General features: G+C 58.7%; 13 protein-coding genes. 7 read left to right on the top strand and 6 right to left on the bottom strand.

All coding sequences use genetic code 11. The features are described 5' to 3' along the window. Positions 1 to 145 precede the first annotated feature (145 nt). A complete protein-coding gene (locus GSQ83_RS01310) occupies positions 146 to 541 on the top strand; it encodes a cupin domain-containing protein (protein WP_158800916.1) in 396 nt (131 codons plus the stop codon). A gap of 175 nt (positions 542 to 716) precedes the next feature. Then, complete coding sequence (locus tag GSQ83_RS01315) at positions 717 to 1,415, top strand: SDR family oxidoreductase (protein ID WP_216849862.1); 699 nt, start codon at positions 717 to 719, stop codon at positions 1,413 to 1,415. A gap of 48 nt (positions 1,416 to 1,463) precedes the next feature. Here GSQ83_RS01315 and GSQ83_RS01320 read toward each other — a convergent pair whose 3' ends face one another. After that, the gene (locus GSQ83_RS01320; RefSeq protein WP_254065442.1) at positions 1,464 to 2,396 is read right to left on the bottom strand and encodes a GlxA family transcriptional regulator; all 933 of its coding nucleotides are present in this window, start codon (positions 2,394 to 2,396) and stop codon (positions 1,464 to 1,466) included. Between the two features lie 19 nt (positions 2,397 to 2,415). On the opposite strand from GSQ83_RS01320, the gene GSQ83_RS01325 reads away from it, so the two are divergent. Then, the gene (locus GSQ83_RS01325; RefSeq protein ID WP_158800918.1) at positions 2,416 to 3,420 is read left to right on the top strand and encodes an NmrA family NAD(P)-binding protein; all 1,005 of its coding nucleotides are present in this window, start codon (positions 2,416 to 2,418) and stop codon (positions 3,418 to 3,420) included. 120 nt (positions 3,421 to 3,540) lie between these two features. After that, positions 3,541 to 4,197 (top strand): carbonic anhydrase, encoded by a 657-nt coding sequence (locus GSQ83_RS01330; RefSeq protein WP_216849864.1) that lies wholly within the window; start codon positions 3,541 to 3,543, stop codon positions 4,195 to 4,197. A gap of 366 nt (positions 4,198 to 4,563) precedes the next feature. On the opposite strand, the gene GSQ83_RS01335 is transcribed toward GSQ83_RS01330, so the two are convergent. From GSQ83_RS01335 to GSQ83_RS01350, 4 genes are all read right to left on the bottom strand, one after another. Next, complete coding sequence (locus tag GSQ83_RS01335) at positions 4,564 to 4,878, bottom strand: hypothetical protein (protein WP_158800919.1); 315 nt, start codon at positions 4,876 to 4,878, stop codon at positions 4,564 to 4,566. 1,325 nt (positions 4,879 to 6,203) lie between these two features. After that, the gene (locus GSQ83_RS01340) at positions 6,204 to 6,602 is read right to left on the bottom strand and encodes a host attachment protein (protein ID WP_158800920.1); all 399 of its coding nucleotides are present in this window, start codon (positions 6,600 to 6,602) and stop codon (positions 6,204 to 6,206) included. Between the two features lie 125 nt (positions 6,603 to 6,727). Beyond that, positions 6,728 to 7,996, bottom strand: coding sequence for a PHB depolymerase family esterase (locus GSQ83_RS01345; RefSeq protein WP_158800921.1), 1,269 nt, complete (start codon positions 7,994 to 7,996; stop codon positions 6,728 to 6,730). A 119-nt stretch (positions 7,997 to 8,115) separates the two neighbouring features. Continuing rightward, on the bottom strand, positions 8,116 to 8,532 hold the full coding sequence (locus GSQ83_RS01350; protein WP_158800922.1) for a CopG family transcriptional regulator: 417 nt from the start codon (positions 8,530 to 8,532) through the stop codon (positions 8,116 to 8,118). A gap of 785 nt (positions 8,533 to 9,317) precedes the next feature. On the opposite strand from GSQ83_RS01350, the gene GSQ83_RS01355 reads away from it, so the two are divergent. Beyond that, positions 9,318 to 11,177 (top strand): AsmA-like C-terminal region-containing protein, encoded by a 1,860-nt coding sequence (locus GSQ83_RS01355; RefSeq protein WP_158800923.1) that lies wholly within the window; start codon positions 9,318 to 9,320, stop codon positions 11,175 to 11,177. A gap of 754 nt (positions 11,178 to 11,931) precedes the next feature. On the opposite strand, the gene GSQ83_RS01360 is transcribed toward GSQ83_RS01355, so the two are convergent. Further along, on the bottom strand, positions 11,932 to 12,501 hold the full coding sequence (locus tag GSQ83_RS01360) for a bacterioferritin (RefSeq protein ID WP_158800924.1): 570 nt from the start codon (positions 12,499 to 12,501) through the stop codon (positions 11,932 to 11,934). 471 nt (positions 12,502 to 12,972) lie between these two features. On the opposite strand from GSQ83_RS01360, the gene GSQ83_RS01365 reads away from it, so the two are divergent. After that, positions 12,973 to 13,239 carry a hypothetical protein gene (locus GSQ83_RS01365; protein ID WP_158800925.1) on the top strand — a complete coding sequence of 89 codons (267 nt, stop codon included), beginning with the start codon at positions 12,973 to 12,975 and terminating at the stop codon, positions 13,237 to 13,239. 298 nt (positions 13,240 to 13,537) lie between these two features. Next, on the top strand, positions 13,538 to 13,792 hold the full coding sequence (locus GSQ83_RS29720) for a hypothetical protein (protein ID WP_216849865.1): 255 nt from the start codon (positions 13,538 to 13,540) through the stop codon (positions 13,790 to 13,792). Positions 13,793 to 14,186: the final 394 nt, after the last annotated feature.

Consider the following 14,186-nt stretch of genomic DNA (forward strand, 5'->3'; position numbering starts at 1 on the left):
CCACCCGCTACGACCGCTGCGCACACACCTTCTTCTCCGCCATCTGCATCGCAGCCAGTGTCACCTTCTATCTCAAAGAATGAGTCCTGACCCTAGGTAAGGCCCCACAGCCGCGTCGGCGGCCCACGACACAGGGAAACTGACCATGGATATCAGACGCATTGGCTCACAACCCTCCGGCAAGGGACCAGCCGACTGGTTCACCGGCACTGCCCGCATCGACCCTCTGTTCAGCGCGCCCGATCCGGCGCGGGTCGGGGGTGCCCTGGTGACCTTCGAACCCGGTGCCCGCACCGCATGGCATACCCATCCCCTCGGGCAGACGCTGATCGTGACGGCCGGTTGCGGCCGGGTGCAGCGGGAGGGCGGACCCATCGAGGAAATCCGGCCCGGTGATGTCATCTGGTTCCCGGCCGGCGAGAAGCACTGGCACGGAGCATCACCGACCACGGCCATGAGCCACATCGCTATCCAGGAGAAGCTGAACGGCTCGCCAGTGGATTGGCTCGAGCACGTCAGCGACGCGCAATACGAGAGCTGACCAGATCAGGCAGCGAAAGAGACAGACGATGAACCATATCTATGACTTGAGAGGCCAGGTTGCGCTCGTGACCGGCGCCAGTTCCGGCACGGGGCTGGCGACCGCTCGGCCTTCGCAGAAGCAGGCGCCGCCGTTGTGCTCGCCGACCGCAAGGAGGAGGCGCTAACGGGCAGCCGTGGATGCCCTGACCGACAAGGGGCACCGGGCGGTCGGCGTCACCTGTGACGTGACGGATGAGCGTCAGGCAGCGGCGATGGTGGAACGGACAGTCGCGGCGTTTGGCAGACTTGATATGGCGTACAACAACGCCGGTATCCTCGGCCCGATGGGCGACGTGACGGACGAGAGTGGTGAGGCCTTCGACGAGGTCAATGCCGTCAATCTGCGTGGCGTCTGGACCTGCATGAAGCACGAGCTTCTGCACATGCGGCAGCAGGGCAGCGGCGCAATCGTCAACTGCTCATCCCTCGGCGGTCTTGTCGGTCTCGCCGGGCGCGCCGCGTACCATGCCAGCAAGCACGGCGTGATCGGCCTGACCAAGAGCGCCGCCCTGGATTATGCAGCGAAGGGGATCCGCATCAACGCCGTCTGCCCTGGCTGCATCGACACGCCCATGGGTGACGCCATCGATCCGGCCGCGATGAGAGTTTGGCGGGACGATAGTCTAAGGAGAGCGGCGCGCCTTCCAGACATCCTAATTGGTCAGCCGTCTGACCTCTTTGCCGCAGTACCTATGGGCACGGTCGCCATGCTGAACAGTGCCAGGGCGGCCTTCGCTGTAGAGGCGCTTTCAAGGTGCAGGAGGTTGGCTGATGTATGCTGCGCCTTGGGCCCGCACTGGTTTGCAACGCAATTGGGCAGAAGTCGCGAGTAGCGGATCAGTAAGATTCGGAGCGACGAGCTTAAAAACCTTGGCCTGATGTCAACTAGTTCCTCGGTTTGCCCTGCCCGCCGCGATAGCCCGTAGCCTCTGTGGGGACTCACCGAAAACACGAATAAAGGCGCGGCGCATTCGTTCTTGATCTCCGAAGCCAGTCTCGCGCGCGACGACTTCAATCGGATGCCGGCCTTGCTCAATCATAAGCCGCGCCCTATCGAGCCGAAGACTCTCAATTGCTTTCGCAGGAGACGTCCCGGTTTCGGCATGAAAGGCGCGACTGAACTGACGGGGGCCAAGACCGGCTGACTGAGCGAGCTTCTGCACGGAAAGTGGTTTACACAAATTCTGCCTAGCATAGGCCAAAGCTTCTTGGATGCGGTCGGATTTAGGATTCAGCTCCAGCAATGCCGAATGCTGGGACTGCCCTCCTGAGCGCTGAGAGTCGACAACAAGAATGCGAGCGACCATGCGTGCAAGATCAGAACCATAGTCTTCTTCCAACATATGAAGCGTTAGATCGATCCCGGCGGTGTTGCCCGCCGCTGTCCAAATCGGTCCGTCGACGATAAAAATGCGATCCTCAACCAGTTGGGCTTCAGGGAAGCGCGTCTTCAAATCTTCGGTGAAGAGCCAGTGCGTCGTGACACGGCGATCACCAAGTATGCCAGCATCGGCCAGGGCAAAGATGCCCGTGCAGATGGAAGAGATCCGGCGTGACGTCTTCGCCGCGCTTGAGACAAAGGCTAGTAAGCTGCGCGAGGTAGGCATGACGCGGGTGTTGCCGCCGATGATCACTGTGTCGAACCGTCCATTGTTGAAGGCCGCGGTCTCAAGGCTTGTGCCTGAAGCCGATGGGACGGGCATGCCGTCGTCGGATAATATTTGGATGTCGTAGAGCTTCTCTCCGGAGCTGTGGTTAGCAAACTCGAATACCGAGAGCGCAGCAAGGCTCATGACAGGGAAGCCCGGCGTCACGACGAATCCCACTGTTAGCATGCCCGACCCTCGCGACCCGAAACGAGGGATATACGACATTTGGTTAGCTCCCGAAAGGCGCTACGCTCCGCCGTATACCGGCGTTAGGCGTCTTAGAGAGGGTTCCCCCGTGTCATCTCCCACTGATAGACGAACAGTCTTCATCGCCGGCGCGACTGGGGACACGGGACGCGTCGCTGTCAGAGAGTCGCTAGCGCTAGGACTGCAGGTCCGCGCAATGGTTCACAAGAAGGATTCACGATCGGACGCCTTAGAGAAGCTTGGCGCGGAGATCGCGGTCGGGGACCTGCTCGAAATCGACAGCATCCGCGCAGCGATGGAGGGTGTCGATGCGGCCTACTTTGTCTGGCCGGTCCAGACGGGCCTCATCAATGCAGTCGTCAATTTCGCCCAGGCCGGGAAGGAAGCGGGCGGGCCGACCATCGTCAATTTGTCGCAGCGTTCGGCGCGCCGTGAGTCGAAGAGCCACTCCTGCCGAGACAGCTATATCGCCGAACAGGTTTTCAATTGGTCGGGCCTCCCCGTCGTGCACCTCCGGCCGACCTATTTCCTGGAGTGGCTGCTCTACCCCTGGCAGTTGCCATACCTTCGTCAGGGTATCCTCCGGATGCCCGTCGGCAAAGGGCGGCATTCGCCAATCGCTGCGGACGACCAAGGACGCGCGATAGCTGCGATCCTGATGGCGCCCGAGCCGCATATCGGCAAAACCATCCCTCTGTCCGGCCCTGTCGAAATGGACCATGAGCAAATGGCGGCCGAACTTTCCGAAGCGCTCGGACGCAAGATCGTCTTTCAGGATCTGCCGATCACTGAGTATTGCGCCTCGCTCGAGGCGATGGGCGTGCCGGCCTACATCGTCCAGCATCTGAGCGGTGCGATGGAAGATTACCAAAATGGCGTGATGTCAGGTGCTGACGACAACGTCGAGCGGCTGACAGGGCGTAGGCCGATGACCGTACGTGAGTTCACTCGCGTTCACGCAGCGACGCTCAACGGATCCTGAGCCCGGTGAGAGACATCAGGATAACAAAAGGTCTGAAGCGTTCGCCTTGGGTGCTCGCGTCAATGTGGGACGCGCCTGCGCCGACTCCTTGAGCGTTGGACGCCAGGCCGGTGCTAACGCATGGGGCAACGCTGGCGAACCTGCCGGCGCCGCGACAAGCTCTGCGTAACCCTGGATCGGGCTTATCTTGAGGATACCTCCCGTAAGGTTTTTGAAAGGTTGAAAATGGGTTTTATAGAGACAATAATCGAGAGAAACGAGACTTTTGCCCGCGACGGCTTTTCGGCAAGCCTCAAGATCATCCCATCAGCCAAGACGATTGTAGTTGGGTGCCTAGATCCACGGGTAGATCCACTGGATGTTCTGGGGCTTGAGCCCGGAGAGGCCGCGACTTTCCGCAATATAGGCGGTCGCATCAATCCGGCCTTGGTCGAAACGATGATTCTCTTGCCCACTGTAGCCATGGCCGCAGGCCAGATGATGGGGCCGAGCTGGAACCTTGTCATTCTCCACCATACCGATTGTGGGATCATCGGCTGCTACAGGCACGCACCCGATCTTCTGGCGAAACATCTCGGAGTTACGCGGAAGCAGCTCGAATGCATGGAAGTGACTGATCCATATAAAGCGGTCGCCATGGACGTCGCCGCGTGGAGGGCCAATCAAGATATTCCGGGCGAGTTTACTATCTCAGGTATCGTCTACGACGTGAACTCCGGACGGATCAAGGTCGTCATTCCGCCTGCGATGCTACGCCAGACCAGTGACTCAGCATGAGGTCAGCCTTCGAGAGCTCAGGGCACGATTAAGCCAATGTTGGCCACGTAGCATTAGATGAGGTTCCCGGCATAGAAAGTACTCTTCCCGACTTGGACGCCAAACGGTTGGCGGCTCCGCGAAGATCGCGCGGGCGTCACTTTACAAGTCGAGGATAGAGCAGTCGATCGTTCCTCCCAGCTCAGCTTCTTGCGGGGCCTAGGCACTTGCTCCCCTGTTCATCAATCTCTCGGTTACGTTGCAATGACACGCGGAAAGAGAGCATCTCGCGTGTTGAACTCTACGAGGATCAGCCGTTGAAAGGGGAAGCTCGCGCCGACTGCGTTGTCGCCTTGCCGAGACCGGAACCTCCTCTGCCGCATTCAATCATTCGATTTGGTTGGCCACCTCGTCAACCTCGTCAGTGAGCCGCCAACCACTGAGCATGCCAATAATCAACACTGGTATGAACGCCGCGAAAACCCGAAAGCCAGCCGACCGGGCCGCGGTCATGCCAGAAGCAAGCCCTGAAGCGTTGGCCGCTATACCCGCGGCTGCAGCCCTGACAGCATATCCCATCCTCTGAACAATTCCCACGGCCGCTGCAGCCAACGCTTGCTCATCTTCGACCGTGAAACGCACTGTCCGATGCACGATGGATGGCCAACACATACCGAACCCACCGCCTGCAACAAAAAACACGCGACCACTCCAACAAACGAGCCCATTGGCACCGTTAAGGCAAAGCCCGCTGCCCCATTCACAACTGAGACCACCCTACAGCGGATCAGCATCTTACTGGCTGAAAAGGACGCGCTGGATACCGCAATTGTGGCCAAACTCCAGGCCAGCCATGGACGACGACATTTACGCCTTCGTGCTAAAGCCATCGCGATTGCCTCGCCGATCCCCTTGCTGCTGCCTGTCACCAATGCCGTCTTGTCTTTGAGTTGCAGGTCCATTGTCCGAAGCCCATTCCAAACTGCGGAAAAGGAGCCAGGTGGATCATGACGACAGGTGAGGCAAGTACGCACTTTAAGGTGCCTGTCACAGCTGAGCACCGGGCTGTCTGTCTCGGGCCGGACGGTATAGCCATGCACGTGATCCGCGTGATTGAAATGATTCAAGGCCGCTGGAAGCTCCCGATCCTCTTTCGCCTTTTGCCGATCCAACCATGCGGTCTTCTCAGATCAAGCTCAAGATGCACGGCGGCGAGCACAACGCAATCGCTGCGGCGGCGCGGCGCTTCCAACGAATTCGGCCAACGCGCGGGACGCCCGCGCTGGTCGCGCCAAGTGCGTGTTTCATCATCAACCAGCGGCCGTCCGGGAGGCAACGAACCTCCTGCATATGTGGTCGACAACCTTGGCAACGACCTCCGGCACGCTCGAACGGCAAGTTGACTCAACTTGCACCAATGGGCGGGATAGAAAGACCGTAGTTCAGGACGGATCGGCATGCTCTACCATGCATTCCCTCGGCACCGATCCATAACACGGATCGCGAACGCGACGTTATACCTAGCGCGGTCGAAGCGTATTCGTTCTCAATGGTAATAGTAACGACCATGGCGATAGTAGCGGTGCCGGTAGTAAGCTCCTCTGTACTGATATGGATAATATCGGTGACGATAGTAGTAGACCTTCTCGATAGAACTATTGCTTGGGGCTAAAGTTATTCGCGACTGGATCGGCGTCGCTGGGCTGGCCGCCGCTTCATGAGACACAGGAAAACTCAATAGGCCAGCCACGATCATCATTGACAGCAGACGCATGGGACTATTCTTCCTTGTCAGTTTGCGGCCCGGCAAGTCCTGCCCTCGGGCAACCAATCTAAGTTAGCCTTGAGCGCGACACCAGGAGGACCTTCTTAAGGCAGCGTGGGCTCCTGCCGGAAGCACCCCAGAGTTGGACGACCAAGCTGAAGCTAATTCCTGCGGTTGATGATCGACGCGGACCCCGCTCCACTAAAACTCATGGCTTCGGTGTAACCGCGTAGATGGAAAGAGAGGTTGAGGCGCCTAGCACTCACTCCTCGAAATGCTCGGCGATCGCGTGGTCGGAAATGTTGGTCAAGTCCTTGCTGAGGCTCCGAGTGAGCTTCGCTGCCGTAAGCTTGTTAAGCCGCTCGCGGATGTCGTGCAGGACGTGACCAGGGGCGGCCAATACAATTGCCTGAACTTCAGATTCCGGCGCGAGGTTGAGATAGTCCGCAACGACGCGCGCGAACTCCTCCTTGATCTCGGCCTTGGGATCGGAGTGAGGCGCCTTTAGCTGATGCGCGCCCCTGGAGGCGTCGTCGTCGATGTCGCCGGCGCCCTCCGCACTGAAGGTGTGGATCGTGTGGAAGTGGTCATCATGGCGGGAAAGGATACGGGCCTTGCCGCCATCAGCGACCACGTACCACGTCGTGTCATGTGTGCTCATGCGTCACCTTTACCTGAAAGTCAGAGTGAGAAGAAAACACTGTTCCGGCATAAGCCAGAACGGTGGCTCACAGTTTCGAGGAACCTGGCGGCCCGCGCATCGTGCCGAAGTCCTCGTCCGCTGTCCTACACCGACGCCGGGTGCGGGTGTTCTAGAAAGAAACGCAGCATCTCCGCTGTCGCATCCGGCCCGCGCGGCTCAGTGTAAGAGCCTGAAGGACTTCCACCAAACCAGGCGTGCCCGGCGCCTTTGACAAGCCACTGCTCGATCATTGTTGTTCCGGTCACGTTATAATGCAGGGTGCGGCTGTACGCCAAACCGCCTGGAACCTGGCCGCTTTCAACCTGCGTCCTCAGCGCCTCGCGCTGAGCGGACTGAACCACAACCGCGTCACCATTGAGCGGGTTTACCGTGGTATCACGGTCGCCATGAAAAACGATGGCGGGGACAAGTCGCCCAAGAGCCTCGGGTCGTGGAGACCTCGCTGACTCAGGCAGGAAGCCCCTGCCGCCACGCATCGCGGCGAACGCAGAGGGCATATCCCGTGCTGCCCCGCAGGGGAGCCCAGAATGCACGCCAATCGCGGCGTAGAGATCGGGGTAGGCGTTCCCCATAACCGCGGCGGCTGCCCCTCCCGCCGAAAGCCCGGCGACATAAACACGGCGTTCATCGATTTCAAAGTCGCGCAGTACTTCGCGAGTAATCCCCGCAAGAAGTGAGGGCTCGCCCCGATCACGCTGTTGGTCGCTTTCACTGAACCAATTCCAACACTTCTGCATATTTGCGGAACTTGTTTGCTCAGGATAGGCGATGATGGCGGTATGTTTCTCCGCAGCAGCATTCATTTGCGTGCCGACGGCGAAATCATCCGGCGACTGTGTGCAGCCGTGCAGCATCACGATCAATGGCACAGCTTGGCCATGGTACCCGCTGGGCACGTAAAGCTTGTAAGGGCGGCTGCCGGCCTGGTTGCTGAAGGTCTTGGCAAGGAACCGCGCACCATCCGGCACGATGACCGGCACCCGGTTCGCAGACAAAGGAGCAAGACCGCCGACCGGCAACTGGAAGGCGCCGTGGCTGCCCTGCTCAAAGAAACCGCACAACGGATTGGAGACCGCCGGCTTCAGATTGAACTCACCCGAGGCGAAGGTCCTGCCACCGCCGGCCGCACCGAACCGGGGCCATGCGCGTGGCGCGTAGTCACCCCAGGCCAATCTGGCCGGTTCGACCACGCCTTCAATGGTAGGAGGGTTGCGCTGTGCCGCCGGCTCGGCTTTGCCACTCGTTGCTCGGCCTGCGAGCATGTTCTGCAAAGCTGCGGTGGCCTCTGCAAGACGGCCTCCCGTTGTCAAACGTGTCGCCTGTAGCAGCCCGTCAGGCAGGTGATTCTTCATCGCTGTGACTTCCGTGTTTTGGGACCCCATCAGGCATCCCGTGCGGAACCGATATCGGCTTCCGTCGATAGTGGATCGTCGTCATTTTGACGGGCGACGCTTGGCCCGTCGGCGTCGATTTAGTTCGTTCGGTCCGCCAAGGCGGCCTTGACCTCGGCGCTGGCATGTAGCGCACCCAAGACCGTCACCGAGGCGATGGTCGCGCGGGCCAGCTCGGCCGTGACGTCTCGCGCGACGGTGGCCAAGCCGAGCACGTTGATGTGCAGCATCTCGCCGCGACTTTGCACCGCCTCAAGGTCGCTGCGGCCGTAATGCGCGAGACCAATGTCGAGGGTCTTTCGCGCCACGGACTGGCGTACAACGTCAGCGTGGCGATCGAGCTGATTGCGAATAGCGGTGCGAATGAAGTCTGTCCGGTTAGAATAGAACCCATCCTTCACCATCAGATCGATATGGCCGAGATCGACATAACCCAGGTTGATCGTGATCTTCTCGCTATCGGCCGTTTTAGTCCGTATGTCATGCACCGTGCCCACCGGCCATCTCCATCCATCTGGATGGTATATGGATGGATCGGCTTTGAGTGCAAGGATCTTTCATGGGTGTTCTGACAGCCTGTTAGACCTATCAACACCCTAGAAGCTTCATTATCGCGTGTTAACATCACGCCGACTGATGCGCCGTGCAGGCTGCTCTCCTCAGGCACCCATTCTGCCCGACACCCGGGAACTTGACCGGTGGGGTGGCTAGTCACGAGGATAGACCGCCCCATCTGCTTAAGGATGTGTTTTGGCATGGACGGAACGTTGCTCGATTCTGTAGACCTGCACGCCGAGAGCTGGACGCCCATTCGCTCTTTTTGGGCATCAAACTCCGGTGGAGATCGTTCGCTCCTAGATTGGCAAGGGTGGCGATCGGGCCGCGGCTCGCCTTTCGAGGAGGAGAAGGCGTTGACGGGGTTGGAGGCCAGCGCGCTGTCTGGTACTGGTAGCTGCACTGGATCGCCATAGTAGAAACCGGATCCTCAGCGCGGCTGACACTCATTGGGTTGCGGAAGACGCTCTTGCATATCGCGTTTCCGCTTCTGCACGCCGGCCGGGCCTACGCGCTCACAGACAAAATGGTAGGTCCTACTGATTCCCCGCAATTACTGAGGGACGAAGGTTTCGAGGCGATTGGGGCTTACTCGAAGGACGACGCAATATTCAATGCGGATAAAGCGGATCGGGCTTCGAACGATTTACCAACGTGAGCGGGGCTGAACCTTGTAAGAATAGAGGCAAGGACGACGTCCCTAGTGAAGGGGCCCAAGGAGGCAGACGTGGTTCGCTGGTTCATCTACGTCTCCCTAGGACTGATGGGCTTACTATTCGTCGCTATTGTCGCGGTATACTTGCTGGTCGGACATTTTAATTTAGCATCTCTCGCTTCGGGCCGCGCCAGCGCAGCTCTCGGCAGACAAGTGACGATTGATGCGCTGCACATAACCCCAGGGCGATGGATCACAATCGAGGTCGATGCTGCGCGATTGGCCAATGTACCCGGTGGCAGTCGCCCGATGATGGTCGAGTTGCGCCACCTCACCGCCAAAGTCGACGCGCTGTCGCTTCTCCACCGTCCTCTGATTGTGCGGCGCCTAGTAATCGATGGCCTTTCAATCTTGGCGGAACGAACAGCCGGCCATACTCCTAACTGGAGATTTGGTGGGGCGAAGCCGAATCCTACAACGTCCGACAATCGATCTTGGTTTCCGACACTGCTTAATGCCCGTTTGAACGACAGCGAAGTTGTCTACCGCACCTCTGGCGGAGCGACCTTCCGCACGACGCTGACCAAGCTTTCGATCGTGACGCCAAACGTGACTCAACCGGTCAGGCTGACTGCCACTGGGGCATACAATGGCACGCCCATCAGCCTTGCCGGAGAGCTGCAATCGATCGTAGCACTGAGAGATGGAACCATTCCCTACGGCATGGAACTCCACCTAAGATCGGACGAAACGAAGTTTTCGTTCAAAGGGACGATGACGGACCCGCTCGATGTAGACGGCGCCAAAGGCGCGGTCGTGCTTGAGGCCCCAACACCGAAAGCCCTACTGGCGCTTGCCGGGCTAACTAACAAATCTGACGTTTCACTGCAACTCGCCGGACAGTTACAACGGGATGGCGATTTGTGGAGCCTGACAGGTGCAACAGGCGAACTGAAAGACAATCCCATCACGGCAGCTTCGTTGCAATTGAAGGAGGGTAGCAAAGGTAAGCCTGACGAGGTGGCCACTAACATCACCTTCTCTCGGCTCGACCTCAGTGGCTTGCTCCGAGGCGGAAGCGGGGGTGGTGCGTCGGATGCCGATATTCCTATCGATGTTCCTCGATCGCCGGACCCACTCATCGACGCGCATTTGGCCGCCCGCCAGCTCGTCTACAATGGCATCCAAGGCTCCGATGTTAGCCTCTCCGCGGCGGTCACGCCTGGTCACATCGCCTTAAGGGCGCTGGCACTGACTTATCTTGGCGCAAGCATCCGAGCTGATGGGCGGCTTGAAGCCGCGGGTAAAATTGGCCGCGTGTCGGCAAAGGTAGTCGTGTCAGGTGCCGACATTCAGCAACTGCGCCTCGTGCTGGGGCTTGCATCAGTACCCCTCTCCGGCAAGCTTGACGCACAACTTGTTGCTTCGTCGAGCGGCGCTACCTTCAACGCGGCGGCCCGCGCTGCCGATGTTGTCGCCGCCGTTTCGATGAAAGGAGGCACTATTGCCCGCCAGGTGATCGAAATGGCGTCAACCGACATACGCTTATTGTTCCGAAAAGCCCAAGGAACGACCCCAGTTTCCTGCCTCTTGGGTGTGTTGAATATGAACGACGGCGTAGGCACCATCTCGCCGCTGCGCATTCGGACAGCGTCCGGAACCGTTGTGGGCGAGGCCCGATTCGACCTCTACCGGCGCACATTAGACCTCATGATAGGCAGCCAGCCTGCATCGACGGGCATCTTCGCTCTGGATATTCCAATACGCGTCTATGGAACTTTCGCCAATCCGACGGTGCGGCCTGCTCAGTGGTCACCAGCCAGTCGAGCGAGGTTTGCGACCGCGACGGTGCCTACCAGATTGCCGCCGAGCCTGCAGCAACTCGTAAACCAAAATCCTTGTCTGCACCCACGGGCTGGGCCGAGGCAATAGGGTGCAGACTTGCAACTGCCCGCGCAGCAGATTGCGGAGCCATCCCGCATAGCCAAAATCACGCCGCCCGGGGAACGTTCCGCCGGGAGGACTGCTCAACGACGGTCTCTACAGCCTCAGCGACCTGCCTCGTAGCTTGGTAGTGGATCATGTGCCCTGCCGTCCCTAACGACCTGGAGCACGCTGCCCGTGACTGCCGCTTTGAGCTGTCCGGATCGACGCTTGAACACAACCTTATCGCCCTCGCCCGCCATAATGACGACCGGCAGCGTCAAGTTTTTGTGGTGGCCACGAAGTCCAAGCGCGCCTGGGATCATCAAGGCGCCATCCTCCGATGTCGCCCTTATCTGGGAAGGGCGGATCGCCATGGCGGTCGAGAACCCTGCTTCGCTCTGGAATGCGATAGCCGGTCGGGGCGCAGCCTTCTGAACACGAAAGCGCTACCTCCGATGTTGTGAGGATACACAGGGGCCGAAAGGCGCCGGTGAGTCGGCTCTAGGAAACGGTGTCTCGGATCGAGTTTATACCACTTTGCAACGTTAAGCTTGGGACGCCGAAAGCGCCATCGACATTCCACAAGTGGATGACCAGGTCGTTCAGCGTCCCTCAAATTTAAACTTCAGTTACGTTCTTGCGCTGATCGAGCACAACCTCAACGAGTACGCTCGGGGCAATTTGCCGCCGCTCAAGGCCTAAGTCGCCATTCCAGCAGTGAACGGTGATGCGACTCAAAGTGTCGAGAGGCCCTCGCTCGTCAGCCGGGCAGCATGGGCTTGCCTTCGTGGGCAACAAGGAGGTCATGCATGTCGTTAGCATGCTCCTCCTCGACGCCTAGAATACCTTCAAGCATCACGCGGGTTGTCGTATCGTCGTCACCGAAATAGCGGATCAACTCCCTGTAGTGTTCGACCGCGATGCGTTCCGCAACAAGGTTCTCACGGATCATGTCGACAAGGTTGTCTCCCTCGACATATTGCGACGCTGACCGGGTCGCGAGACCCTCAGGGTTAAAGTTTGGCTTGCCGCCCAGCTGATTGATCCGCTCGGCAACCGCGTTCATGTGTTCTTGTTCTTCTCGTGCATGCTCCGCAAACTCGGCCTTGACTCCTTCCGAGGAAATACCCGTCGCGGCGATCGAATGCATTGTGTAGCGCAGCACGCAGACGATCTCGGTCGCGAGGACAGTCTGTAGAATGTCGATGGTCTGATTAACATCACCCCGATAGGCTGCCGTCACTGCCCCTTCGGAAATGTGCTGTCGCGCCATTTCGCGCAGGGCTTTCACGTCGCTCAAGAACGGCTTTTGGGGGTCGGGGATGGTCATCGAGCAATCTCGCTGCTTGCTGAAAGTCAACATGTTGTAGTCCGACTCTTGCCTCTCAGAAAGGCGCCTTGGGTCCGGTCAGCTCGCTCAAACCCGTTACTCACGATAATGTCATTCAGAGCTCGCTCCGGCCGCGCTAAGCCCTCCGCGAAACGAACGGGCGGGAGCCTCGGCCGCTCGGGAGAGCGACTGTTAGAGAAGCGCGGCACGGAGAAACGGCGATTGTGCCGCGAGCTGCCCATCGCCGCGGATGCCGGCGGGTAGATCGCGGCTGGAGCGCTGAGCAGCAGCGACGTCGACGATGCTTTGGAGGTTGCGTCGGCGCAGGGAAGAGTTCGTGATGCCCGGCTGGATGCCGAAGCGAATAGACTTTACACCATTGGGCGCGGTGTAGGTCGAAGGTCGCCTTCCTTATAGTGAAGTCATAGGGAAAGCCCGCGCTCAGCAGCTGAAGGTCCTGTGGTTCCTTTCTTGAAAAGAAACCACCCTTCCCTTGTTGGCAAGGAATGCCGCGGCTACGCCGAGGAGGCGCTTCGAAGGATTCTTGCCGATCGCTATGACCTGTCGTCGGCTGAAGTAGAAGAGCGGGTCGCAAAAGCGAAGCACGGAGTTGAATATGGAATTAGGAAAGTCGCGCCGCATTGCGCCGTGGACGTCGAGTATTTTGCGGCATGGAGATATCCTATTCTTTCAAAAGCAATATTGCCGCTTACGGAGATCTACACCGCATATTCATGACGTGCGTCCTCCTGCTGCTAGGCTGTCTCCCCTAATGTGTTGATGCCGCCTGTCGATGATGAGTCTAGCCTCGTCAATTTCGTTGCAGATTCTCGTTTCTCATGTAATAGGATTAAGTCAAGCTAGCCAGCGGAGCACGCCATGGCGACGATGATTGAGTTAGCCGAAGCTTTCTTTGTTTCGTGCGATACCGGCGGCGGTTGGGAGAAATGTAAGACCTTCTGTACTCCGACGCTAGCTTCGCATGCCAAAACACGGCGCTGTCCGATATTACAACGCTTAGCGCCTAACGGAGTGGATGAAGGGCCTTTTGGTCGCTCTGACAAACAGCAGTTACGAGGTAAAGTCGTTCGCCGCTGATGAAACACGCGGGAACGTCATAGCCTATGGGGCTTTTACCGGCACCCACCTCAATGGCGGCCCAATTGCGCCCACAGGCAAGACCGCGATAACTGACTACGTCTATGTCATGCAGTTCGAGGGCGATCAGATCGTTCACATGACGAAGATATGGAATTCTGGATATGCTCTGAAACAACTCGGATGGAGGTGAATTGTTGCATCGGTCGGTGCGACAGATACCATGTTCTGGCGCGACGATCAGGATCGGAAACGTGTTGACCCTGATCGTCGCGCAGCAACCGAGGCGTCCAGGTGCCTCCTTCAACGCCAACCGTATCGGCGCACTCCGCCCACCAGATAAGATCATACGCATCCCAATGCGTCTTCACTCTTTCACTTTGTGAGCCTTCATTTGAGCCTCTCAGGCTGCTCTTTCGTCTCAGGCGTTCACCGCCGCGCCTCACCACCTCAAATCAGAAAATGGGACCAGCAATGGGTCCAAAATAGTCGGTTCTAGATTCCATGAGTGATATCGGCGTGCTATACGGAAGCCCTCGCGGAGTGGATAGATTCGAACTCCAGACCTCGACCCGAGCAGCATGCGG

Source organism: Acidisoma sp. L85, assembly GCF_009765865.1.
GTDB lineage: Bacteria > Pseudomonadota > Alphaproteobacteria > Acetobacterales > Acetobacteraceae > Acidisoma.